Origin of the sequence: Guyparkeria hydrothermalis, assembly GCF_023555385.1 — a bacterium.
Taxonomy (GTDB): Bacteria; Pseudomonadota; Gammaproteobacteria; order Halothiobacillales; family Halothiobacillaceae; genus Guyparkeria; species Guyparkeria hydrothermalis_A.
Window position 1 is genome coordinate 1,206,081 of sequence record NZ_JAJSED010000001.1, and the last position, 23,035, is coordinate 1,229,115.

Consider the following 23,035-nt stretch of genomic DNA (forward strand, 5'->3'; position numbering starts at 1 on the left):
TACAATCCTTGCCATGGCTGCCACCACTCTTCGCGAAGACGAGCTGCGCGACGCGCTCGATGCCGCCCTGCCCGCCTGGCGCCGGGCCGGGCACCGGCTGCCGATCCTGATCAGCGGCTGCCGCGACTGGGCCCTGAGCGCGGCGCAGTCGCTCGTCAGTGACGACACGCTCTGGGTCGGCCCGGATGCCCCCGCGTCGGTGCGATCGACGAGCTTGCGCCGCGCACGCGAATCGCTGGGCGGGGAATGCGACCGGATCGTGTTCAATGCCCTCTCGGGCTTCGATCCCGACGCCCTCGGTGCAGTCGCCGGCCTGCCCCGCGCCGGCGGCTGCCTGATCCTGCTCGCCCCGCCATTGGCCGACTGGTCCGACCGGGAGGACCCGGAACTCGCCCGGATCACGCCCTACCCGTTCACCCCGGCGGATGCCGGCTCGGCCTATATCCACCGCCTGATTCGCCTCTTGGCCGAACAGCCCGTGTTATGGAGGGTGAGCGAAGGCCAGCCGCTGCCACCGGCACCGCTTCCCGCCACGCATGTCGGCGAACCGAAACTGGCCGAGGCACCCTGCCGCACGCCCGAGCAGGCCGAAGCGGTCGAGCGTATTCTTGCCGTAGCCAACGGGCGCCCACGCCGACCGCTGGTGCTGCGCTCACACCGTGGTCGGGGGAAGAGCTCGGCGCTCGGCATCGCCGCGGCTCGAACCCTGCAGATGGGGCTGGGTGACGTACTGGTCACCGCACCTCGCCGCGAAGCGGCCAGGCCACTATTCGAACGAGCCGCCGAACTCCTCGGTGTCGGGATGGACGCCAACGGGGCAATCCCTCTCGGCGAACACCAGCTGCGCTTTGTGCCGCCCGATGTATTGATCGAGCAAGGTCCCTCGGGCCGCCTGCTGCTGGTCGACGAGGCCGCGGCCCTGCCCGCCGGCCTGCTCGACGACCTGTTCGAGAGCCACTCGCGTTGCGTGTTCGCCACCACCGAACACGGCTACGAGGGCAGCGGCCGCGGCTTCGCGCTGCGGTTCCTGCCACGTCTCGAGGATCGGGCGGTCTCGGTGTATCACCAACGGCTCACCGCACCGATACGCTGGGCGGCAGACGACCCGCTCGAGACCCTGATCGACCGACTGCTGCTTCTCGATGCCGAGCCGGCCGACCTGCCGGCGGATGGACCGCTCGACCCCGGCCCGCCACGGCAACTGGATCGCAACGCCCTGGCCGTCGACGAGGCCCGGCTGGTCGAGCTGTTCGGTCTGCTGGTCAGCGCCCATTACCGCACCACACCACGCGATCTGCGCCAGTTGCTCGAGGCACCCGGCACCCAGCTGTGGGCAATCGAGGCGGACGCCCGAATCCTGGCAACCGCCGTGGTACAGGACGAGGGCGGCTTGCCCGCATCGCTGGCCGAGGCGGTGTTTGCCGGCGAGCGGCGCCTGCACGGCCACCTGCTGCCGCAGACCCTCGCGGCACACGCCGGCCAGATCGACTGGCCGACGCTGTCCGGCCGACGGATCCAGCGCATCGCCGTGCATCCGTCGGCCCGCCTGCGCGGACTCGGCCGGCAGTTGGTGGCGGCCATCGCCAAGGCGGCCCGTGCCGACGGCCAGGATTTCCTCGGCGTGAGTTTCGGCGCACAGGACGACCTGGTCGACTTCTGGCAGGCCTGCAATCTCGTCGGCCTGCACCTCGGCCAGCACCGCGACCCGGCCTCCGGCGAACAGGCCATGGTCATGGCCACGGGGCTCTCGCCGGCCGGGAAAAAGGCGATCGACCACACTGCGCGCCGTCTGGTCGATGCCTTCGCCGACCGGGCCGCCGGCCCGCTGCGCCATGCCGACCCGGCCCGACTGGTACGGCTACTGGCAAGCACGCCGCCAATCCCCCTGCCGTCGCTCGACGACCTCGAACGCCGGCAAATCGAGGCCTGCGCCTACCGTCAGCATCATCTGGATGCCGCACTCGGCCCGTTGCGTCGCCTGCTGCCGGCGGCCCTGACACGACCGGCCGTGGTCGAGGCCGTCACTCCGGATGATCGCGCCCTGCTGGTCGGGCGCTTTCTGCAGCTTGGCGAGGAAGCAGCACTGGCCCGCCGCTTCGATCTTGCCGGACGACGCCAGATCGAGGCGGCCTGCCGACAAACCCTCGGCCAGATACTCGCGGTGCTGTCGCACTAGGGGCGCGGTCACGCGCTATGCTTGGAACCAGTGCCAACCGTGAGCTGGGCCCATCAGCCAGCGACCGGCCGGCCGGCACCACCGTTGCAGACAAGAACATCGTTGCGGGGACCACACTGTTATGAAAGTCGCTTTCTTCCATACCAAGCCCTACGATCGCGAGGCCTTCGAGGCCGAACGGAAAGGCCATGAGATCGACTACTTCGACCAGCGCCTGAGCGAAGAAACCGTCCATCTGGCCCAGGGCTATCCGGCGGTCTGCGTCTTCGCCAACGACATCCTTAATGCGCGGGTGATCCACGCCCTGGTCGAGGGCGGTACCAAGGTGCTCGCCCTGCGATGCGCCGGCTGCAACCACGTCGATTTCGACGCGGTCGGCGAGACCGGTCTGCGCGTGGTGAACGTTCCCGCCTACTCGCCCAACGCGGTCGCCGAACACGCCGTGGCACTGATGCAGGCCGTCAACCGCCACCTGCCGCGCGCCGTCTCGCAGGTCCGTATGGGCAACTACGCCCTGCACGGACTGGTCGGCATGGACGTGGTCGACAAGACGGTCGGCGTGGTCGGTACCGGGCGCATCGGCACGGTGTTCGCCCGCATTCTCAAGCAGGGATTTGGCGCCGAGGTCATCGCCCACGACCCGTATCCCAACGACGAATGTCGTGCGATGGGCATCGATTACGTCCCGCTGGAAGATCTGCTGGCGCGCTCGGACATCATCAGCCTGCACTGCCCGCTGACCGAGGACAGCCACCACCTGATCGACGCAGCGGCGATCTCGCGGCTCAAGCGAGGCGTGCTGATCGTCAACACCAGCCGCGGTGCGGTCATCGACACGCAGGCGGCCATCGACGGACTGAAATCCGGACAGATCGGCGGACTCGGCATCGACGTCTACGAGAACGAGGGTCCCCTCTTCTGGGAGGATCGCAGCGACGAGCCGCTCACCGATGACCAGTTCGCCCGGCTACTGGGGTTCCAGAACGCGGTGGTCACCGGCCACCAGGCCTTTCTGACCCGCGAGGCGCTGGACCAGATCGCGAAGCAGACGCTGGAAAACCTGACCTGCATCGAGACCGGCGTGGCTTGCGAGCGGGAACTCACCCTGGCGGCGTAGCGCGGGTATAATCCGCCGCTTTGCTCCGATACCGCGCTTGCCCATGGACCTGCTCGCCCCACTGACACTCGCTCCGCTCGACCCGATCGGTCGCGGGGCGCAGAAACTCGTCTACCGGCACCCGGAGGATCCGCGGGTGCTGGTGAAGGTGGTGAACCCCGATTTCATCACGCGCCATGACCGCAAGGACGCCTTCTACAAGCGCCGCCGGCGGATCGGCCACTACCGCGCCTTCGAGCGTGAAGTCCGCGAGCACCTCGCCTCGCGAGCCCGCCATGCGGGCCGTTATGCCCCCTGTCGCCACCTGCAGAACATCCTCGGCATGGTCGACACCGACCTGGGCGCCGCCCTGCTGGTCGAGGCCGTTCTCGACGAGAACGGACAGCCGGCGCCAAGCCTCGCCGACTTGCGGCGGCGCGGCGAGTTCGGGCCGCGCGAGCAACAGGCGCTCGACACCTTCGCCGACTGGGCGCTGACCTCGAACGTGCTGATCAACGACCTCTCCCCCGACAACCTCGTCTGGCACCAGGATGGGCATTTCGTCCTGATCGACGGCATGGGAGACCGCGCCGCCATTCCGGTCCGCTCGCACAGCCAGTGGCTAAACCGTCGCTACAAGCGCAAGAAGATCGAACGGCTGGTGCAGCAAATCGGTCCGGAAGCCGAACCGGCCCGCCGCAAGCATCCGGTCGCGATCGCCATCGCTATCCTGGTGGCGCTGCTCGGCCTGATCGCCACCCAGATCGACCTGCTGCTCGACTAACGTCCCGCCCGTCGGCTGGCTAGCAAACCGGCAACACCACCTCAGGCCAGCAGCACCGCCAGAATGCCGGTGATAAAGATGCCGTCGAAGGTGCCCGCCCCGCCGATCGAGGCCACCGGCGAACCCAGCTTGCGCACGTCCTTCAATCGCAGAATGTCCGCACCGATCAGCACCCCCACCGTCCCGCCGACATAGGCCAGCGCCGGGCTGTGCTCGGGGTCGAGCATCAACCCTGCCGCAGCCGCCGCCAGCGGGGCGACCAGCACCGGCATGCCGATGCCCAGACCGGGCACCGGTCGGCTGGAAACATAGGCGACCGCCGAGACGAATCCCACCGCGACCAGGTAGTCGAACAGGCCCGCGCCGGCATGCATGACCAGATAGGCGGAGAACGTCATCGGCAGCAGACAACCGCCCAGGTTGACCGCCACCGTCGTGAAGCCCTCGAACGGCTGCTGGCTGTGGCTCAGGATGCGACGGATGGGTTCGGGCAGCGGCTGCTCCGGCCCCTCGGCACTCATGCGGAACAGGGGCACATTGACCAGGCTGCCCATCAGGGAGACGAACAGCAGCGTGACTCCGGCCTGCGGGTCCAACCCCAGTTTGCCGAACGCCAGCTGCAACGCCCCAAGCTGGATCAGCGTGAACAGGACGATCAGGCCGAGCGCGGCAAACAGGAAGGCGGGATTGGGCATGGCTCCTCGGGAACGCTTGCGATCAACGTCCCCGAGGATGGCAGAGTTTTGCCGCGCCGGACACGGCCTGCACGATCAGAGACTGCGCAGGAAGGCGAGCAGTGCCTCGCGGTCCCCGGCGGACAGTCGGCGGAAACGCTCGCGCGCCGGCTCGGCCTCGCCACCGTGCCACAGGATCGCCTCGGCCAGCCCGCGCGCCCGGCCATCGTGCAGAAAGAATCGGTGGCCGGTGACCAGCTCCGTCAGGCCGATGCCCCATAGCGGCGGCGTGCGCCATTCGCGCCCGCTGGCAAGGAAGTCACCGCGGCCATCCGCCAGCCCCTCGCCCATGTCGTGCAGCAGGAAGTCCGAGTACGGCTCGATCTCGCGGTCGGACAGCACGGCAATGCCGTCCGGGTGCTCGCCGGTACGCATCTGCGGAACGTGGCAGGCCGCGCAGCCGGCCTGCCGGAACAGCCCCTCCCCGCGCCGAACGCGCGGGTTGTCGACGAAACGGCGCGACGGCACCGCCAGCGTCTGGGTGTAGAAGGTCACCTCGTCGAGTATCCGTTTCGCTGCCTCGGGGTCGATCTGTCCGGCGGCACTGTCCCAGCCGAGCTCGGGGTCGTCGGCAACGGCATCCCGACTGGCGGCCTTACCCCCACTCTCCTCCGGGTAGACCGAGTTGGTTACCCCCATGTCCTGGTGGTAGGCACCCGCGTTCTGCAGCAGCAGATCGGGATTATTGGCCTTGAGACCGATCCGGCCGACCCGGGTCTCGCCAGTCACCGGGTCCCGCACGCGGTTGATACGCCCGCTGATACCGTCGCCGTCGGCATCATCCGGATCTGCCAGGGCTTCGAGGGTTGCCGCCGGGACCGCCTCGATCAGGCCCCGCCCGTGCAGCGGCGGGGCCACGCGCGGCGAGATGCGGATGTCGTCGATATCGAGCCCCGCCTCGGCGAGTGCATCCGGGTCGGCCGGCTGCGAAAGGTGAATGGTCGGCCAACGCAGTTGGTAGGCCTCGCCGTCGGCGTACTGCCCGGTGCGGTGATGCCAGTGCACCTCGACATCGGCCTCGGGGACGGCGCCGGCAACCGCCTGGTGCTGAAGCTGGGTGCCCATGCCCGGCACGGGAATCGGCCCGGTTCGCGGATCGTTGCCAATACTTACCCGAAGCAGCATCGACTCGGCATCCGCGAGGTTGCTGCGGTGATCGGCGGGATCCGGAGGCGGCGCGCCACGCGAGTCGCGCGGGTGGCAGCCCTCGCAGCTCGAGGCGTTGAATACCGGCCCGAGGCCGGGGCGGATGGCATTGCCGCTGCTGACGAACGGCGTCTCGAAATCGGCATCGCCTCGCGTGAACCGGGCCAGCTCCTCGTCGTCCATCCCCGGTGTGGGGTGGGAGAACGCATTGCTGCTGGCCGAGTCGACCGTCACCGGCGGCCGTTCGGCAACAGCCAATCCCGGCGCAAGTGCCAGCAGCACACCCAGCAACAAGGAACGGCGACAGCGGTGCCCCGGACCCCCTGCTGCGTCGCAGACCGACCTCGCGTCGGGAACAAGCGATTCCGCCATCTCGACTCTCCTAGTGCAGGGCCTTGTTGAGTCGGTCCTGCAGGTCCCGCACCGCCGCGACGGCCGCCTCGATGCGAGCACGCTGCGCCGGGGCGTCCGAGGCGATCGCCTCGGCGAACGCAAGCCGTCCCTCCTTAGCGTCGACCTCTCCGATGGCAGCCAAGTGCCCTTCGGCGGCCAGCAGGGCGCGGTCGACACCGGAAGGATCCGAGGCCAGTGCCCGCAGGCCGAGACCGGAATCGATCCCGTCGAGCGAGCCAAACCACAGGTTGCGGATACCTTCGACGTTGAAGCGCATGTCGGCGCGGGTGTTGCGCGAGTACGGCGACTCGACCCCGTCCAGTCGTCCGGAAATAAGCGGTTCGCCGAGCTTGGCGGCAGCCAGTTCGTCGGCGATGCCGTCCACGCCTTCCGTCAGTTCCTGGAGCGCCCCTTTTTGCCCCGGATAGAGACGGGATTCCGGGGTGCCCGCGCGGGCCAGTTGGACGGCGTAACCCTGATCGCCCTGCCAGGCCTCGGCCATGGCACGGGCATGCGAGTGGAGATCGCCTCCGAGGGCGGCAAGCATCGCCCGCTGGCGCGGTGAGGCGGCCAGACGCTCGGCAGCGGCCTGGGCCGACTCGCGGCCATCGACGACAGCGCTGTGCCAGAGCAGGTACTCGATGGCATGGAAGCCCTTCAGGTCACCGTCGAGCCCGGCGACCGTTTCGGCATCGATCGCCGCATCGCCGCTCAGCAGGCCCGCGAGCTCCTGCTGGTCGAGCGGCCAGGAATCCATCGCCGGGTCGTGGCCGTCGGTATCGACCGGCCCGAACAGGTGCGCCTCGCCCGTCTCCCAGTAGGCACGCGCGCTGCGCCATGCCTCGCGGGCGGAAATCACATTCCCCGGCAGCGGCTCCCTCTCCAGGGCCGCAAGCCGGTCGGCGAGCCGATCGGTGGCGCCGGCCAAACGCCGATAGTTGCGTGCGATGACGTCGGTGGCCACGTGTTCGAGAACGACCTTCGTGTCCGGCGCGGTGGAGGCCGTCGTGCCCGCTTGGGCGACCGGGGCGACAAGGATGAAGGCCGAAGCCAGGACCAGGCCGTGCATGGGTACGTGAATGCTCATGGATCGTTCCTCGTGAACTCGGCAGGGTGACTTAGAAGGACAGCGCCAGCTGGGTGGTGAACGTGCCGGCCGTCTCGCCGGTACCGCCCTCGGCGGGGTCGTAGTCATGATCGTGGGCGTACTCGAAGCCGAGCGTGGTGTTGCGCCAGACATCCACCGAGAAAGCCGCCAGGGCCCGGCGTCTCGGCAGGCCCACCTCGACCGCCTCCTCGCTGCCCTGGTAGCCAAGTGCGACCTGGGCCGGCCGGCCATGGATATGAAAGCCGTAGCCAACCTCGACGTTCCAGGCGGCCGGGCGAGCCCCGACGCCATGAAAGGCGAGCTGCCCCGCGGCGAAGTCGTCGATCGCGGCCAGGTATTCCCCCACCAGGGTGAATCCATGGAAGTCGAGCACCGTGGTGGCCGTCCAGGCGCCGACCTCCTCGCCCCGGCCCTCGTCGGAAGCGGCGACCTGCTCCTGAAGCGCGTCGGATTCACCCAAGTGGTTGAGGTAGCCGCCGGCGACCAGCACGTCGACCTCCCCGAGATCCGCCTCGTAATCGACGGTCGCGCCCCAGTTGTCGACCCGGGTCTCACCGTCCGCATCGCCATTGAAGGTGTAAACCCCAACGCGGAAGCCACCGGCACCGGCCTGAGCCGAGATGGCCGTTTCGCGCGCCTCGCCCAGTTCCAGCGTCAGCGGGTCGGACACCATAGCGGTTTCGAAAAGCCCGAACGGCACGTAAAACTGGCCGGCACGCAGTGACCAGACCTGATCCGGATGGATCACGGAGACGCTCGCCGTGTCGATCTCCAGCGGCGTCGCGTTTTCCTCGTAGAGCGTGGTGACCTCGGCGCTCAACCACTCGTTGAGGATCGCCTCAACCCCGAGTGCCCCGGTTGCCAGCACAATGTCGCTTTCGTCCGCCCCGGTGTAGGGCGTGGCGTGGTACGCCTCGATCTCCCCCAGCCCCTCGACGGCGATTCTCGGGAAGGATGGGGTCTTCTCGGCGATAGCCGGTGCGGCCAACGCCAGCGAGAGAGGCAGGGAAACAGCCAGTCGGCCGGCAGGTTTGATCTGCTGCATGACAACTCCTGATCGTCATTCGCCCCTATTGAGAGGCGACTGTTGGTCAGGGCTGGCTGGCGACGGCTGGCTTGCCCTTTAGAGAAAACGCACGAGTCGGGCCGTGCGCTGGCCCCGCATTGTAATGCAAATCGTTCGTATTGCACCTATTGGTGCGATTCCCGGAAGGGCACAGCCCTAGCGTCGGGATCAGCGATCGGCGGTAACGCCGCTACCCCGGCGAGACGGGGCATAGAGCGCGGCGATGGCCAACACCAGGCCCGCGACGGTGGCGATCATGCCGGCCGCGCTGACGGCATCCTCGGCGCCCAGCCACAGCGGTCCATAACCGGCCGCCACGTAGCCGACCACCGCGGAGAACACCGCGAAGGCCACCGACCAGAGCACCTGATGCTCGAGGCGGTTGGTCATCAGGCGGGCGGCGGCAGGTGGGCAGATGAACATGGCGATGACGATGATCGAACCAACCGCATCGAAGGCGGCGACCGCCGCCACCGCCGCCATGATCACAAGACCGAAGCCGATCAGGTTGGTGCGCATGCCCAGCACCTGGGCGAAGCCCTCGTCGAAGGTCGAGATCTTGAGCGGCCGCCAGAACACCACCGTGAAGATCAGCATCAGGGCGGCAACAATGGCGATGCGGGGCAGCTCCGGAGGCAACTCGGCCAGCGCGGCCGGATCGAGCAGCGAACCCCAGCCGCGAGCGTCCACCCAGATCAGGCTCTCGAGGTTGCCGTAGAGCGCATGCTGGACGTCGAGGTGCACCGAGGAGGTATCCGATTGCTCGAGCAAGAGCACGCCAAAGGCAAACATCGCGGTGAAGGCCACCCCCATGGCTGCCCCCGGCTCGATCCGGCCAAGCCGCCGGATCAACTCGATCAGCACCACGGCGACCACCGCCGATCCGGCCGCTCCAGCCATCATCGCCCAGGAACTGACCGTGCCGCTCAACAGGAAGCCGACCACGATCCCGGGCAGCACCACGTGGCTGATGGCATCGCCGATCAGGGCCTGACGACGCAAGACCAGGAAGTTGCCCGGCAACGCGCAGGCAATCGCTGCCAGCACACCGATCAGGATCGGCGCCAGGGAAAGCATCACGAATTCGGCACCCATCACGCGCAGCCCTCCTCGTCTTCGGCGAGCTGCCGGTCGATCTCGCGAATCTCGTCTCCGGTCAGCACCGCCTCGATCGGGCGCAGGCCGTCGTAGCGCGACACGGTCGCCTCGTGGGAATGCATCCGTCGCGCCACGGCCCAGCGCGACTCGTCACGGCAGGCCTTGGTTGCCCGCAACCGCCCCAACTCGGTGGCCACGCCGTCGGGCCGGGCAAGACCGGCCTTGACCAGCAGATTGAGCGTGTACCGCTCGTAGATGGGCAGATCCTGGGCGATGGCCAGCAGCCCCTGGCGCAGGTGGATGCGCCGCTGCTGACGGCGATGGCGCAGCCAGCCGACCAAGAGCCCCCGGCCGGGCGCGAACAGCATCGACAGCGTGAACAGTACGAACGCGGTCAGAACGATGATCGGCCCGGTCGGCAGCGACGGTGCCGTGGCCGAAATAGCCGCACCGATGAAACCCGACAAGCCACCGAACACACCGGCGATACCGAGCACCCGGTCGCTGCGGTCGCTCCAGAAGCGAGCGGCCACCGGCGGGATGATCAACAGCGCGACGATCAACACCAGCCCGACCACCTTCAGGCCGATGATGGTCACGGCCATTACCAGCCCCATCATGGCGAGGTCGACCCGGCGCACGTCGATGCCCGAGGCCGCGGCGAAACCGGCATCGAAGGCGACCAGCGTCATCGGACGGCGCAGCGCCCATACCGCGAGCACCGCCAACGCCCCGGCGACTGCAATCAGCACGGCATCGCCGAAGAGCATGCCCGCGGTCGCCCCGAGCAGAAAGTCCGCCAGCCCCGCCGGCCGGCCGATCGAGACCGTCTGGATCACGGTCAGCAGCACCACGCCGAAGCCGAAGAACACCGACAGCACCGCACCGATGGCAGCATCCTCAGCCAACCGCGTATGGCGTGTAAGCCAGTGCATGCACAACAGCCCCGCACCCGCGGTGAGTGCCGCGCCCAGCATCAAGCCGGCCAGATGTCGGCCGTCACCACCGAAAGCCGCCATCACCAGGAAGGCGAGACCCACCCCAGGCAGGGTCGAGTGGCTGATGGCATCCGAGACCAGCGCGCGCTTGCGCAGAAACAGGAAGGTACCGGCCGCCCCGGCGGCAATACCCAGCAGCGCCGCCCCGATGGCGACCAGCGTGGCGTTGTAGCCCAGTTGCAGGGTGAGCGCATCAATCAACATCAAAGCGCCTCAGTGGCCACCGAGTTGGAGCTGGTCCATCAGGTTGGCGGCCAGCCGCCCGCCGTAGGCCTTCTGCAGGTGATCCTCGGTGAACGCCTCGGCGACCGGCCCTTCGGCCACCTTGTGCACGTTGATCATCATCACGTGGTCGAAATAGTCACGGACGGTGGAGAGATCGTGGTGCACCGCGACCACGGTGCGCCCCTCGGCCTTGAGGGTCTTCAGGACGTCGATGATGGCCCGCTCGGTGGCGGCATCCACGCCGGCGAACGGCTCATCGAGGAGATACAGATCGGCGCCCTGGGCCAGCGCGCGGGCGAGAAACACCCGCTGCTGCTGACCGCCGGAGAGCTGGCCGATCTGCCGATCGGCGAAGTCGCGCATGCCGACCCGGTCGAGACAGTCGAACGCCCGCTGGCGATGAGTGGCGCTCACCCGGCGCAGCAGGCCGAGCTCGCGGGCCAGTCCCATCAGGACCACGTCGATCACGCGGGTGGGGAAGTCCCAGTCGACCGAGGCACGCTGCGGTACGTAGGCGATGCGCTGACGACTTTTCGCCAGCGGCTGACCGTAGACGGCCATCACCCCCGACAAGCGCGGCACGATGCCCAGCACGGCCTTGAGCGTGGTCGACTTGCCGGCGCCGTTCGGCCCGATGATCGCGGTCATCGAACCGTCCTCGATGGTCATGTCGAGCGAGAACACCGCCGGCTTCTGCCCGTAGGCCACCGTCAGGCCACGGACGGCGAGTGGCTTGTCAGAGAGTTCGGCAAGCGGGGCGGCAGCGGCCGGCTCACTACGGCCGAACGGCAGGCGAAGACTCATCGCGCCTCCTCACCCAGTCGGCCCTGCATGCCGTCCTCCGGTGCTTCACCGCCGAGGGCGCGAACGATGGTGGTGACGTTGTGATCGATCATGCCCAGATAGGTGCCCTCGTAGGTGCCCACCGGGCCCATGGCATCCGAGTAGAGTGTACCGGCGACACGCACCTCGTGACCGCGGGCGCCGGCGCCCTCGACCAGGGCGCGGACATTGCGCTCAGGCACCGAGCTCTCGACAAATACCGCGCCGATGTCGCGCTCGACCAGCAGGTCGACCAGGTCGCGAATGCGGCGCAGGCCGGCTTCGGACTCGGTCGAGATACCCTGGATGCCGATCACCTCGAAGTCGAAGGCCCGACCGAAGTAGGCAAAGGCATCGTGAGCGGTCAGCAGCACACGGCTGTCGGCAGGCACGCTGGCCGTCGCCTTCTCGGCGTAGGCGGACAGCTGCTCGATCTCCTCGAGGTATGCATCGGCCCGCTCGCCAAAGTGCTCGGCCTGCTCGGGCCGGGCCTCGGCCAGGGCATCGCGGATGGCGCCCACGACATCGGCCCACAGGGTCGGGGCCATCCAGACGTGCGGGTCGAATTTGTTCTCGTAATCCGTGTGGCCGAGCAGACGGTCCCGCGACAATCCCTCGGCCACCGCGACCACCGTCTGGCGGCCGGACAGGCGATGCAGGAATTCCTCCATCTGCGCCTCGAGGTACAGCCCGTGCGAGAGCACCAGGTCGGCCTGGGCCAGCGCTACGATATCGCTGCGCGTCTGACGATAGCTGTGCGGATCGACCCCCGGGCCCATCAGCCCCTTGACGCTGACGGACTCACCGCCGATTTCGCGGGCCGCGTCGGCGATCATCCCGGTAGTGGCAACCACCGCCAGCGGCTCCTGGGCCGGAGCGACGGGTGCCAGGAACAAAGTCGCCAGAAACACGACCAATCGCCATCCCGGCACGGCACGGCTGGCACCCGCCCTTCTGTCTGGAATTCCCGCTGTTCGCATGTCACCGCCCGATAAAAGTTAGATAAGACTAACTTTGCACTTTAGCGAGGCCGCGGGCCTGCCGTCAATGTCTCAGCACGGCATTAAGGTTTGCACCACAACGGGGCATTCGGCGTAGAATCCGGCTCCAAATTCATAGCCAGGGAAACCTTTCCATGAACGAGCGCCTCGGGAAACTGATCGGTCCGGGCACCACGGCGGTCGGCTTGGCAGAAATCGTCATCGCCGGCATTGCTGCCCTGATCGGCATCGCGGCAGTCCATACGCTGACAAGCTGGATTGCGGGCCCTCAGGCCGCGATCTTCATGGTGGGCTCGATGGGCGCGGCGGCAGTGCTGCTATTCGCGGTGCCGCACGGGGCGCTTTCCCAGCCCTGGCCGGTGTTCGGTGGGCAAGTGGCGTCCGCGGTGATCGGGGTTGCCGCGGCGCAGTGGATCGCCGACCCGGGACTGGCAGCCGGCCTGGCCGTTGGCGGAGCTATCGCGGCCATGCAGGCACTGCGCTGTATCCACCCGCCCGGCGGGGCGACGGCACTGATCGCGGTAATCGGCGGGCCGGCGGTCCACGAGCTAAATTACGGCTACGTGCTGCTGCCGGTGCTGGCCAATACCGCGATCATCTTTCTCGTGGCCGTCGCCGCGAACTACCCGTTCCCATGGCGCCGTTATCCGATCGGTCTGGCGCACTGGGACGAGCCGCCCGCGCCACCGCTGACATCGCAACATCTGCAGGCCGCCGTGCGCGATCTGAACGTGGTGGTCGACATAACACCCGCGGAACTCGACGCGATCGCGAGGAGCGCCATCGCTCATGCCACCCAGGACAACTCGCCCCTACAGGTCCCGATCGGCGAGCGCTACGTACACGCCGAGAAGGGCGAGTCGGTCACCATTCACAAGCGGATTGACGAGACGGAGGAGTCTCAAGGGCGCGGTCGCATTACTCTCAACGTGGTTGGCAAGCAAAACGCAGGCGACTCCCGGGACTAGGCCGGCGCGATTACTTCAGCGGCTCGCGCACCCGCAGGGCCGCCCGGCCGTTCTCGGTCGAGAGCTGGTTGGTGATGTGGCAGAACAGCTTGGCCGTCATCTGCGCGTCATAGAGCGCGCCGTGGGCGCGGCTGTTGTCCCAATCGAAGCCGGCCGCAGTGCAGGCGCGCGCCAGGACGGTCTCGCCCACCGCCACGGCGGCAGCGGTGACCGTATCGAGCGTGGAAAACGGGTGGAAGGGATTGCGCTTGTAGCCGGTACGCTCGCAGGCGGCCTTGACCACCGCCAGGTCGAACGGGGCGTTGTGCCCTACCAGGATCGCGCGGCGCGCGTTGAGCGACTTTACCTGGCGGCGGATCGGACGGAAGAAGTCTTCCAGGGCCGCCCGCTCCTCGAGCGCCTCGCGCTCGGGGTCGTCCGGGTCGATACCGTGAATCTTGATCGAGACCGGGTCGACCTCAGTGAGGCTACTGGGATGCACCGAGACCGCGATCTCCTCGGTCGGGTACAGCCGGCCGTGCTCGTCGACGTCGAGCAGGACCGCGGCGAGTTCCAGCAGCGCATGCCCCTGCGGGTCGAGTCCGCCGGTTTCGACGTCCACCACCACCGGCACAAAACCGCGGAAGCGGCGCGCGACGGTCCAGTCGGATTGGTCGGCGACAGCCTCGCTCATCATCTGCTCAGTCAAGGCCCAGCCGGCCCCGCCAGGAGACCACCGTGTTGTGCATCAGCATGGCGATGGTCATCGGCCCCACCCCACCGGGCACCGGCGTGATGTAACCGGCTCGCTCGGAGGCGGCCTCGAAGTCGAGGTCGCCGTGCAGCGTGCCATCCTCGCGGCGGTGGATACCAACATCGATCACGATCGCCCCGTCCTTGATCCACTCGCCCTTGACCAGCCCCGGCTTACCGGCGGCGACCACGACCAAATCGGCACGCTGGACGTGCGCGGCCAGATCCTCGGTGAAGCGATGGCAAACGGTGACGGTGGCCCCGGCGAGCAGCAGCTCGAGGGCCATCGGCCGACCGACGATGTTCGACGCCCCGACGATGACCGCCTCGACGCCACGCAGATCGCGACCGGTCTCCTCGAGCAGCCGCATCACGCCGTAGGGCGTACAGGGGCGCAGCCCCGGCTGACGGATGGCCAGCCGGCCGATGTTGGTCGGGTGAAAGCCATCGACGTCCTTGTCCGGATCGATGCGGTTGATGATCGACTCGGCGCTCAGGTGCTCGGGCAGCGGCAGCTGGACCAGGATGCCGTCGACGCGCTCGTCGGCATTGAGTTCGTCGACCAGCGCATCGAGCTCGGCCTGACTGATGCCGGCATCGAGATCGTGCGAGAACGATTCGATACCGAGCTTGGCGCAGGCCTTGCGCTTGTTGGCCACGTACACCGACGAGGCGGGGTCGCCTCCCACCTGCACCACCGCCAGGCCGGGCGGACGATGGCCGTTCTCGGTATAGGCGGCGATGGTCTCGGCAAGCCCGGCGCGCACATTGGCGCCGACGGCTTTGCCATCGAGAAGTCTTGCAGTCATGGGACGTGTCACATGCGGGGAAAGGCGCGATTGTCGCACGCGCCCCGGAGCGACTCAACGCCGCGCACGTCGCCGGCCTAGTCGACCGTCGCCACCAGGTAGCGCATGGGCGACGGATCCGGCCGGCCGATCAGGAAGCCCTGCGCGTAGTCGATGCCGAGCCGATGGACCTGCTCGAGAACCTCGTCGCTCTCGACAAATTCGGCCACGGTGAGAATCGACAGTTCGCGGGCCAGTTCGGCGATCAGTCGGACAAAGGCCCGGTCACGCGGATCATCGAGCAGGCTGAGAATGAAGTCGCCCTCGATCTTGAGGAAGTCGATCGGGAAGTGCTTGAGGTAGTGGAACGAGGAGAAGCCCGAACCGAAGTCGTCGACAGCGAACTTGAAGCCTTCCATGCGCAGCTCCTGGACGAACTTTTCCAGCAGCTGGATGTTCTTGACCGTGTCGCGCTCGGTCAGCTCGAACACGATCCGTTCCTTGGCCACGCCGGCCCGCTCGACGATGCCGCGCACCGTGGGCAGGAATTCGGACAGCACCAGGGCTCGTGGCGAGAGGTTGATGAACACCATCCCGTCGAAGCCGCTGCGATCGATCTCGGCCAGCGCTTTCTCGATCACGATGTAGTCGATCCGGTCGATCACGCCCATCTTCTCGGCGATCTCGATGAACTCGCCCGCGCCCATGACGGTATCGCCCAGGTCAATACGCGACAGGACCTCGACCGCCTCGATGCGATCGTCCGCGGTGGCCAGGATCGGCTGGAAGTACGGCACGATGCGGCGCTCCTCGACCGCGCGCTGAATGGTCAGCCCCTTCTCGCTGATCGAGCGGAACACGTCCATGACGTCTTCCTCGCTCGGAACGGCCACGCGCGCCTTACCCTCCGCCTTGGCCTTGTACATCATGTTGTCGGCGAACAGGAACAGGTCCTTGGGTTCGACCGCGTGGTCGGGGAACACGGCCACCCCGATGGAGGCAGAAGCGGAAACCTGCTCGCCGTCCGGCGCGGAGAGCGCGATGCGGTCGGTCTCGGCCAGCACCCGGTTGGCGACCACGCAGGCCTGCTCCAGGTCCGTCTCGGGCAGCACCACCACGAACTCGTCGCCGCCGTACCGGGCGAAGATGTCGCCGCGTTTGAGGCCCTTGCCGATTGCACTGGCGAAGGCCTTGAGGAAGGAGTCGCCGAAGGCGTGGCCGTAGCCGTCGTTGACTAGCTTGAAATTGTCCAAGTCGATCAGCAGCAGCGCGAACCGCTGGTCGTGGCGCTGGGCCCGGTCGATCTCGTAGCCGATCAGCTCCCAGAAAACCCGCTGGTTGTAGAGATCGGTCAGCGGATCGCGGGTGGCGTAGTACTCGAGATCACGGGTGTATTTGAAGATCGCCTTGACCGAACCGACCACGTTAAGCAGCGTCGAAAGCACGCTCTCGATCACCAGCAGGCGGGTCTCGTCGTTGACCGTCTCGGCCTGCACCCCGATACCGACGATCCCGCCGATCTTGGGCGAGTCGACCAGCAGCGACTTGACCTGCACCCGCACGTCCTCCGGGTCGAGTTCGATCTCGGGCCCGTCCGGATTGGCGACGTGGTGATTGATGTGCACCAGGGCGGAATCGCCGAAACTGGGGTGGGCACTCATGTGCTCGCGGACCGATGCCTCCAGCAGTTCCTTGCTGGACTGGGCGGGCGGTGAGCGCCAGAACACGTCCAGGTCGAACAGTTCGTCGTCGACCTTGAAGATCGAGAACAGCGTGTAGGTGTCGATCACCTCGTTTATGTCGGTCATCAGCCGGCAGACATAGTCGTGCCAGTCGCGCACCACCTCCGAGGTGATAATGAACTTCTCGAGAAGCTTGATCTCGAATTCGAGCAGATCCCGGTCGACCGCCACCGATCGGAACTTGCCCACCAGCTCCTCGAAACTGCGGAACACGCGATTGAGCTCGTCGAAGCCGAGATCGGTATCGCCTAACGACAGCTTGCGCAGATCGGCGACCCGATTGACCTTCTCGGCGTTCTCCTCGAGCAGCTCCACCGAACGCGTGATGCGACTGTTGACCAGTAGCGTGATCAACCCGGCGCCGATGACCGGCAGCGGCGCAAGCAGGATCAGCCAGAAGAAGAAATTCTCGCGCGCCTCGGCGACCGCACCGGAGAAATCCTGCTCAACGTCGATCACGCCGAGCACGTCGCCTCGCTCGGCGGTCGCGTGGCAGGACAGACATTTCTCCTCGGCCTTGAGCGGGAAGATGTAGCGGATGGCGTGCTCGGATACGACCTGCTCGCGGGTCTCGCCGGAATCGAACACCGCCGCCACCGTGTCGTCGATCGGCGCCTGGTCGATCTCGCCATACTGGCGTTCAACTGCAGGCGCGCGAAAAATGTCCAGCTCGTAGCCACTGCCGGCGAGCGCCTCGCGATTCGCCTGCACGAACTGTTCGAGCTGCTCACGGGTCCAGCCGGTGCTCATCAGCTGGTACATCGAGGCGAAGGTCGAGCGCGCCAGCAGATCGGAATCCTTGAGCGCGCTTTGCTGCACGGACTGATTGAAGATGCTGGAAACGATCAGGTAGGCCCCGCCGAAGAACAGCAGGGAGACAAGCAGGGACATCGCGAGGATGAACGACTTGATGGTGCGCATGCGGATGATGTTGCGGTAGCCGTGGATCAATCCGGTTCACCTCCCTGCCCCGGTCTGATCGGCGATAGTAGGGAGAGCCGGCGGACCGCTCAACGCACTGTTTTTCTCGGTTAATGGAACGCTTATATAAGCGCCATCTGACGGAGAACGCCCTGGAGAGGCGCAACTCGCTGATTATTGGAATTGATTATTGGAATTCAGGCGGACTCGCCGGAAACGCGCACCAGCATGTCGCGGGCAACTCGTCCATCGCGGGTTCGACGCATGGGAGGCAACGCGTCGAGGATCGTTCGCCCATACCCCTTGGTCTGCAGACGGGGATCACAGAGCACCATCACGCCGGTATCGGCGGTGTCGCGGATGAGCCGGCCGACGCCCTGCTTGAGGGTGATGATCGCCTCGGGCAGGGCCATGTGCACGAACGGCACCAGCCCCTTGTCCTTCAATCGCTGCTCGCGGGCTGCACGCACCGGATCGCCGGGGGCGGCGAAGGGGATGCGATCGATCATCACCAGCGACAGCGCCTCGCCACGCACGTCGACCCCCTCCCAGAAGCTCTGCGTACCGAGCAGCACCCCGTTGCCGGCGGCACGGAAGTCCTCGAGCAGGGCCGACTTGGCCCGGGTGCCTTGCACGAACAGCGGCAACTCGGTCAGGTGCTCACCCAGCGTCTCGGCCGCAAGCTTCAATGCCCGGTGCGACGTGAACAGCAGAAAGGCGCGACCACCGCTGGCCTTGAGCAACGGGTAGACCGCCCGCAACGAGGCAAGCGTGTGCTCGCGCGGCCCGCCTGGCCCGGACGGTTCGGGCAGATTGGGCGGCAAATACAGCACCGCCTGGTTGGGAAAGTCGAATGGCGACTCCACCTGTTCGCAGCGGGCGTCATCAAGATTCATCCGGCGGGTAAAGTGACTGAAGTCCTTTCCCGCCGCCAGCGTCGCCGAGGTCATGATCCAGGCGCGCGGCGCCGATTCGACGTGCGACTTGAGCTGCCCGGCAGCATTGACCGGGGTGGTGTGAAGGGTGAACGAGCGCGGCCGGCGCTCCACCCAGCGAACCGCGTGCCCTTCCGCCTCCGATTTGCCCTCGCGGAAGGCGGTGAGCTCCTCGCGCAGCCCCTGTGCCCGACCGAGCAGCGCCTGCAAGCCCTTGCCTCGCGGCGCACCGATCTCCAACTCGTGGATCAGGCCATCCAGGGCCTCGGTCAGCCGGTCGAGTGCCCCGGTCATCACCGCATCCTCGGCGACCTCCGTCCAGGGCAGACGGTCGACCTCGACCCGGCCCAGCGCTTCCAGCACCGGGTCGGTCGCCCCCTTGAGGGTATCGGCCGCCTCGGCCAGACCCGGCTGATCGCGCGCTTCGTGCTTCTGCTCGACCCGGGTATCGGCCGCCAGATCCCGCAACTGGCGCGAGCCGATCGATTCGCCGAAGAACATCGAGGCAACCTCCGGCACCTGGTGCGCCTCGTCGAGGACCACCACGTCGGTATCGGGCAGCAGTTCGGCAAACCCGGTCTGGCGCAGAGCGAGGTCGGCACAGAACAGGTGGTGGTTGATCACCACGATATCCGCCTTCTGTGCGCGGTCGCGCGCCTTGACGACGAAACACTCGTCGTAGAGCGGGCACTCGCGCCCCAGACAGTTGTCGTTGGTCGAGGTGACCAGCGGCCAGATCTCGTGGTCGTCTGCCACGCCCGGGCAGTCGGCCCGGTCACCGTCGATGGTGCGGGCGGCCCAGTCACGGACACGACTCAGAGCCCGGGCATCCTCGCGGCGCGGCAGACGCGCCTGCTCCTCGGCCAGCTCCAGCCGGTACTTGCAGAGGTAGTTCGCCCGCCCCTTGAGGAGCGCCACCTGTGCCTTGACCCCGAGCAGTTCGCGCATCTGCGGCAGATCGCGGTCGAACAACTGGTCCTGCAGGTGCTTGGTGCCGGTGGAGATCAGGGCCCGCTTGCCCGAGAGCAGCACCGGGGCGAGGTAGCCGAACGTCTTGCCGACACCGGTGCCCGCCTCGATCACCAGAGTGTGCTGGTCGTTGATCGCGTCACGGATGCGCTCGGCCATCCGTTGCTGGCCGGCACGCGGCTGGTAGCCCTCGAAGGCCTCGGCCAGGCGACCGCCGGCACCGAAGACCTCGTCCAGCCCCAGCCGGGGCGGGCGCTCGGCCGTTTCGCTCATGCGCGCGCGGCGCGGCGCGTCAGTGCTGCGGAGTGGCCCCCGGCACGTTCCTCGGCCTCGCGAGCCCCGGCCTCGTCACCCAGTGCGCGACGGGCTTTCGCAACCAAGGACCAGGCGGCGGAAAGCGTCTCGGTGTCGGCCGCGTGCTCGACGGCGCGCAGGGCCAGCTGCTCGGCCTGGGCCGGCTGATTCTGCGCGAGACGCACCTGGGCCAGATCCAGCCACAGACGCGCATTGGTCGGCTCGATCTGCACAGCCCGCTCGAGGGTCGACTGGGCGCCGGCGAGATCACCGGCGCGACGGCGCTGATCGGCCTGAGTCACCAGGGCAAGCACCGCCGGGGAGGTTTTCGAGGGTTGCTGTTCGCGCTCGGAGGCACTCGGCAGTTGCTCCTGGCGAACGGTCGGCTCTTGCAGCGGCGAGGCGCGCACGTCCGATTCGGATTCCGGCTCAGGCGCCGGTGGCGGAGTCGTCTGACGAGACGGCATCGGTGCACAGCCGGCCAGTACGAGACCCGCCACCGCCATCGACAGGAGAGGCCGACGCCAGGAGGCGCCCACGAGAAGTCTTGTTGTGTTCATGCTGCTATCCATTGGGTCCTAATAGTACTACTCAGCGAAACCAGTCCCAGACGCTGCCCCGATCTCGGGACGACTCGCCATCGCAGGTCTCGGCCATCTCGGGCACATGCCCGGCGATGAATGGCAACTGCTCGCCGGGGCAGTCGTCGGGCACGACAAATTTCCGTTCCGGGTCCACGTTGACCATACGCACCCCGCGCGGCACCAGCCGGTCGCGAGGCTGGTTGTCGAGTCGCTCGAAGGTCGCCGCCCACAGCGGCAGGGCGGCGCTCGCCCCGGTCAGGTTCGCCGGTCGGTCGTCGTCGCGACCGACCCAGATCACCCCGACCCGGTTGCCGGTGAAGCCCGCGAACCAGGCGTCACGGCCGTCGTTGGTCGTACCGGTCTTGCCGGCCACGCCCAGCGAGGGCGGGATCACCTGATTCAGCCGGGTGGAGGTGCCTTCGGCCACCACCGTCTGCAGGCCGTGCTGGAGGAGATACAACGGCTCACGGTCCACCGCGCGGCGCACATCCAGCGAGTAGCGCGACAACTCGTTGCCCTGCTGGTCGACCACGCTGCGAATCGCCCGCAGCGGTGTGACGAAGCCGTCGCCGGACAGCGTCTGGTACATCTGCGCGACCTCGAAAGGCGTCATGCCCATCGAGCCGAGCAGCATCGACGGATAGAACGGCGACGGCCTCGGCGCACCGAGGCGCTCGAGCGTGTCGGCCACCGAGTCGAGACCCAGGTCCATCCCGAGGCGCACGCTCGGCACGTTGCGCGAGTGTGCCAGTGCCTCGATCAGCGGGGTAGGCCCGTGGAACGTGTCGCTGTAGTTCACCGGCTCCCAAGTATCCGACCCCTTCTGCTCGACCGCGATCGGCTCGTCGGCGAGCGAGGTGATCAGGTTGTACTCCGCCGGGCGCGACAGCGCGGTGAGATAGATCGCCGGCTTGATCAGCGAGCCGATCTGACGCCGAGCATCCAGTGCCCGATCGTAGCCGTCAAAATCGGCATCGCGGCCGCCGATCATGGCCTCGACCTCGCCGGTGCTCACCGAGGCGATCACGCCGGCGGTTTCGAGGGTCTCCTCGTCGAGCCCCCGGCTTGCCTCGACGTCGCCGAGCCGCTCGGTGCTCCGCTCCAGAGCCGCCTGCACCCGCGGGCGCAGTGTGGTGAAGATGTTCAGTCCGCGGGTTCTAAGGTCCTCGGCCTCGTACTGCTCGACCAGCTGCCGGCGCACCAGGTCGACGAAGGCCGGATGCCGGTCACGCGACCCGGCCCGCTCGAGCACGCCCAGCGGACGCGACTGCCACTCGGCCGCGGTGGTCGGATCGGTCAGCCCCAGGTCGACCATCACGTCGATCACGAGGTTGCGGCGCGCGAGCGCCCGTTCGGGGTTGCGGCGCGGGTTGTAGTAGTTCGCCCCCTTGACCATGCCGACCAGCAGCGCGACCTGCTCGGGCTTGAGTTCGCTTACCGGTCGACCGAAATAGAAGCTGGCCGCGAGACCGAAGCCGTGGATGGCACGGTTGCCGTCCTGACCAAGGTAGACCTCGTTCAGATAGGCCTCGAGGATCTTGTCCTTCGAATAATGAGTTTCCATCTCGAGCGCCATGATCATCTCGGCAAGCTTTCGCCGGTAGGTGCGCTCGTGAGTGAGGAACAGGTTCTTCGCCAGCTGCTGGGTGATGGTGCTGCCACCCTGCACGCGCTCGCCCGACACCAGATTGGTCAGGAACGCCCGCAGGATCGCGGTAGGCACCACGCCGCCGTGGTCGTAGAAGGCCCGGTCCTCAACGGCCAGGAGGGAGTCGATCAGCAGCGGCGCCTGGTCACGAACCTCGTCGATCGACAGCAGGACTCGATCCTCGGTCCGATTGGGATAGAGCGTACCGATCGAACGGGGCTCGAGGCGGATGATGCCGACGGATTCACCATTGGGATCATCGAGTTCGACGACCTGCCCGTCCACGATGCGGGCTTCGACCCGCCGCGACGGCTGCTGCCCGTCCGGGAAGGCGAACGCGCGCCGATGGAAGGCCACCTGGTTACCGCGTCGCTGAAAGGTACCGGTGCCATCGAGCGAATCCGCCGATTCGTAATTCAACCGTTCGAGCGACGCCACCAGCTGGTCGACATCCAGCGACTGCCCGACATAGATCTCGTCCGGCGCCGCGTAGACCGTAGCCGGGAGGGTAAACAACGCCCCCTCGAAGCGTTCGGTCACGCGCTCGTTCAGGTACCACGCCCAGGCGGCGAGCAGCGGCAGACCAATGGCGGCCACAAGCAGGACACCGCGCAAAAGCCAACCGACCGCACGGCGGCGCCAACTGCGCCGCGGCGTGCGCTTGCTCGACCGGCCACGCGCCGGCGTGCTCTTCTTCGCCGGGCCACGACGCGCCTGGCGCGTCTTGCCCTTACCGCTTCCCTTGCTGGATGCCACCGTCAACCCACACTGTTACACTTGGTGAATGATCCCGGTCCGCATGCTGAT

The 23,035-nt window shown here is 67.2% G+C and carries 18 protein-coding genes; 4 read left to right on the forward strand and 14 right to left on the reverse strand.

Annotated elements, in window-relative coordinates; genetic code table 11:
• The first annotated feature begins 13 nt into the window (after positions 1-13).
• The 3 genes from LV476_RS05520 to LV476_RS05530 all read left to right on the forward strand — a co-directional run bounded on the left by LV476_RS05520 (position 14) and on the right by LV476_RS05530 (position 4,056).
• Complete coding sequence (locus tag LV476_RS05520; protein WP_250074223.1) at positions 14-2,176, forward strand: tRNA(Met) cytidine acetyltransferase TmcA; 2,163 nt, start codon at positions 14-16, stop codon at positions 2,174-2,176.
• 121 nt (positions 2,177-2,297) lie between these two features.
• Positions 2,298-3,293: a 2-hydroxyacid dehydrogenase gene (locus LV476_RS05525; RefSeq protein ID WP_250074225.1), complete on the forward strand. Its 996-nt coding sequence runs from the start codon at positions 2,298-2,300 to the stop codon at positions 3,291-3,293.
• A gap of 43 nt (positions 3,294-3,336) precedes the next feature.
• Entirely contained in the window at positions 3,337-4,056 is a 720-nt protein-coding gene (locus LV476_RS05530; protein WP_250074228.1) for a YrbL family protein, read from the forward strand.
• A gap of 41 nt (positions 4,057-4,097) precedes the next feature.
• Here the strand turns inward: LV476_RS05530 and LV476_RS05535 are convergent, their stop codons facing one another.
• From LV476_RS05535 to LV476_RS05570, 8 genes are all read right to left on the reverse strand, one after another.
• Complete coding sequence (locus LV476_RS05535) at positions 4,098-4,751, reverse strand: DUF1614 domain-containing protein (protein ID WP_250074229.1); 654 nt, start codon at positions 4,749-4,751, stop codon at positions 4,098-4,100.
• Positions 4,752-4,826: 75 nt separating this feature from the next.
• The gene (locus tag LV476_RS05540; RefSeq protein WP_250074230.1) at positions 4,827-6,308 is read right to left on the reverse strand and encodes a di-heme oxidoredictase family protein; all 1,482 of its coding nucleotides are present in this window, start codon (positions 6,306-6,308) and stop codon (positions 4,827-4,829) included.
• 10 nt (positions 6,309-6,318) lie between these two features.
• On the reverse strand, positions 6,319-7,416 hold the full coding sequence (locus tag LV476_RS05545) for an imelysin family protein (RefSeq protein WP_250074232.1): 1,098 nt from the start codon (positions 7,414-7,416) through the stop codon (positions 6,319-6,321).
• Between the two features lie 31 nt (positions 7,417-7,447).
• Positions 7,448-8,482, reverse strand: a complete 1,035-nt coding sequence (locus LV476_RS05550; RefSeq protein WP_250074235.1) for an LbtU family siderophore porin — start codon at positions 8,480-8,482, stop codon at positions 7,448-7,450.
• 189 nt (positions 8,483-8,671) lie between these two features.
• On the reverse strand, positions 8,672-9,598 hold the full coding sequence (locus tag LV476_RS05555; RefSeq protein ID WP_250074237.1) for a metal ABC transporter permease: 927 nt from the start codon (positions 9,596-9,598) through the stop codon (positions 8,672-8,674).
• Positions 9,598-10,803: a metal ABC transporter permease gene (locus tag LV476_RS05560; protein ID WP_250074239.1), complete on the reverse strand. Its 1,206-nt coding sequence runs from the start codon at positions 10,801-10,803 to the stop codon at positions 9,598-9,600. Before LV476_RS05560 ends, LV476_RS05555 begins: the two co-directional genes overlap by 1 nt.
• A 9-nt stretch (positions 10,804-10,812) precedes the next feature.
• Complete coding sequence (locus LV476_RS05565) at positions 10,813-11,628, reverse strand: metal ABC transporter ATP-binding protein (RefSeq protein ID WP_250074241.1); 816 nt, start codon at positions 11,626-11,628, stop codon at positions 10,813-10,815.
• On the reverse strand, positions 11,625-12,557 hold the full coding sequence (locus tag LV476_RS05570) for a metal ABC transporter solute-binding protein, Zn/Mn family (RefSeq protein ID WP_250074242.1): 933 nt from the start codon (positions 12,555-12,557) through the stop codon (positions 11,625-11,627). The genes LV476_RS05565 and LV476_RS05570 overlap by 4 nt, the downstream gene beginning before the upstream one ends.
• A gap of 224 nt (positions 12,558-12,781) precedes the next feature.
• Between LV476_RS05570 and LV476_RS05575 the strand changes: the two genes are divergently transcribed.
• Positions 12,782-13,615, forward strand: a complete 834-nt coding sequence (locus LV476_RS05575; RefSeq protein ID WP_250074244.1) for an HPP family protein — start codon at positions 12,782-12,784, stop codon at positions 13,613-13,615.
• 10 nt (positions 13,616-13,625) lie between these two features.
• Here the strand turns inward: LV476_RS05575 and rnt are convergent, their stop codons facing one another.
• The 6 genes from rnt to mrcB form a co-directional block, all read right to left on the reverse strand.
• Positions 13,626-14,288 (reverse strand): ribonuclease T, encoded by a 663-nt coding sequence (gene rnt, locus LV476_RS05580; protein WP_349665996.1) that lies wholly within the window; start codon positions 14,286-14,288, stop codon positions 13,626-13,628.
• Positions 14,289-14,295: 7 nt separating this feature from the next.
• Positions 14,296-15,156, reverse strand: a complete 861-nt coding sequence (folD, locus tag LV476_RS05585) for a bifunctional methylenetetrahydrofolate dehydrogenase/methenyltetrahydrofolate cyclohydrolase FolD (RefSeq protein ID WP_250074246.1) — start codon at positions 15,154-15,156, stop codon at positions 14,296-14,298.
• 77 nt (positions 15,157-15,233) lie between these two features.
• Entirely contained in the window at positions 15,234-17,828 is a 2,595-nt protein-coding gene (locus tag LV476_RS05590) for a putative bifunctional diguanylate cyclase/phosphodiesterase (protein ID WP_250074247.1), read from the reverse strand.
• A gap of 167 nt (positions 17,829-17,995) precedes the next feature.
• Positions 17,996-19,975, reverse strand: a complete 1,980-nt coding sequence (locus tag LV476_RS05595; protein WP_250074249.1) for an ATP-dependent DNA helicase — start codon at positions 19,973-19,975, stop codon at positions 17,996-17,998.
• Complete coding sequence (locus tag LV476_RS05600; RefSeq protein WP_250074250.1) at positions 19,972-20,556, reverse strand: tetratricopeptide repeat protein; 585 nt, start codon at positions 20,554-20,556, stop codon at positions 19,972-19,974. Before LV476_RS05600 ends, LV476_RS05595 begins: the two co-directional genes overlap by 4 nt.
• Positions 20,557-20,587: 31 nt before the next feature.
• Positions 20,588-22,984: a penicillin-binding protein 1B gene (gene mrcB / locus LV476_RS05605; protein WP_250074252.1), complete on the reverse strand. Its 2,397-nt coding sequence runs from the start codon at positions 22,982-22,984 to the stop codon at positions 20,588-20,590.
• Positions 22,985-23,035: the final 51 nt, after the last annotated feature.

Excerpts from the sequence above, each read along its gene's own strand:
- LV476_RS05520 (WP_250074223.1), top strand. The coding sequence starts at position 14 with ATGGCTGCCACCACTCTTCGCGAAGACGAGCTGCGCGACGCGCTCGAT.
- folD (WP_250074246.1), bottom strand. The coding sequence starts at position 15,156 with ATGACTGCAAGACTTCTCGATGGCAAAGCCGTCGGCGCCAATGTGCGC.
- LV476_RS05560 (WP_250074239.1), bottom strand. The coding sequence starts at position 10,803 with ATGTTGATTGATGCGCTCACCCTGCAACTGGGCTACAACGCCACGCTG.
- LV476_RS05535 (WP_250074229.1), bottom strand. The coding sequence starts at position 4,751 with ATGCCCAATCCCGCCTTCCTGTTTGCCGCGCTCGGCCTGATCGTCCTG.
- LV476_RS05550 (WP_250074235.1), bottom strand. The coding sequence starts at position 8,482 with ATGCAGCAGATCAAACCTGCCGGCCGACTGGCTGTTTCCCTGCCTCTC.
- LV476_RS05575 (WP_250074244.1), top strand. The coding sequence starts at position 12,782 with ATGAACGAGCGCCTCGGGAAACTGATCGGTCCGGGCACCACGGCGGTC.
- rnt (WP_349665996.1), bottom strand. The coding sequence starts at position 14,288 with ATGAGCGAGGCTGTCGCCGACCAATCCGACTGGACCGTCGCGCGCCGC.
- LV476_RS05525 (WP_250074225.1), top strand. The coding sequence starts at position 2,298 with ATGAAAGTCGCTTTCTTCCATACCAAGCCCTACGATCGCGAGGCCTTC.
- LV476_RS05530 (WP_250074228.1), top strand. The coding sequence starts at position 3,337 with ATGGACCTGCTCGCCCCACTGACACTCGCTCCGCTCGACCCGATCGGT.
- LV476_RS05555 (WP_250074237.1), bottom strand. The coding sequence starts at position 9,598 with ATGGGTGCCGAATTCGTGATGCTTTCCCTGGCGCCGATCCTGATCGGT.
- LV476_RS05595 (WP_250074249.1), bottom strand. The coding sequence starts at position 19,975 with ATGAGCGAAACGGCCGAGCGCCCGCCCCGGCTGGGGCTGGACGAGGTC.
- LV476_RS05565 (WP_250074241.1), bottom strand. The coding sequence starts at position 11,628 with ATGAGTCTTCGCCTGCCGTTCGGCCGTAGTGAGCCGGCCGCTGCCGCC.
- LV476_RS05540 (WP_250074230.1), bottom strand. The coding sequence starts at position 6,308 with ATGGCGGAATCGCTTGTTCCCGACGCGAGGTCGGTCTGCGACGCAGCA.
- LV476_RS05600 (WP_250074250.1), bottom strand. The coding sequence starts at position 20,556 with ATGAACACAACAAGACTTCTCGTGGGCGCCTCCTGGCGTCGGCCTCTC.
- LV476_RS05545 (WP_250074232.1), bottom strand. The coding sequence starts at position 7,416 with ATGAGCATTCACGTACCCATGCACGGCCTGGTCCTGGCTTCGGCCTTC.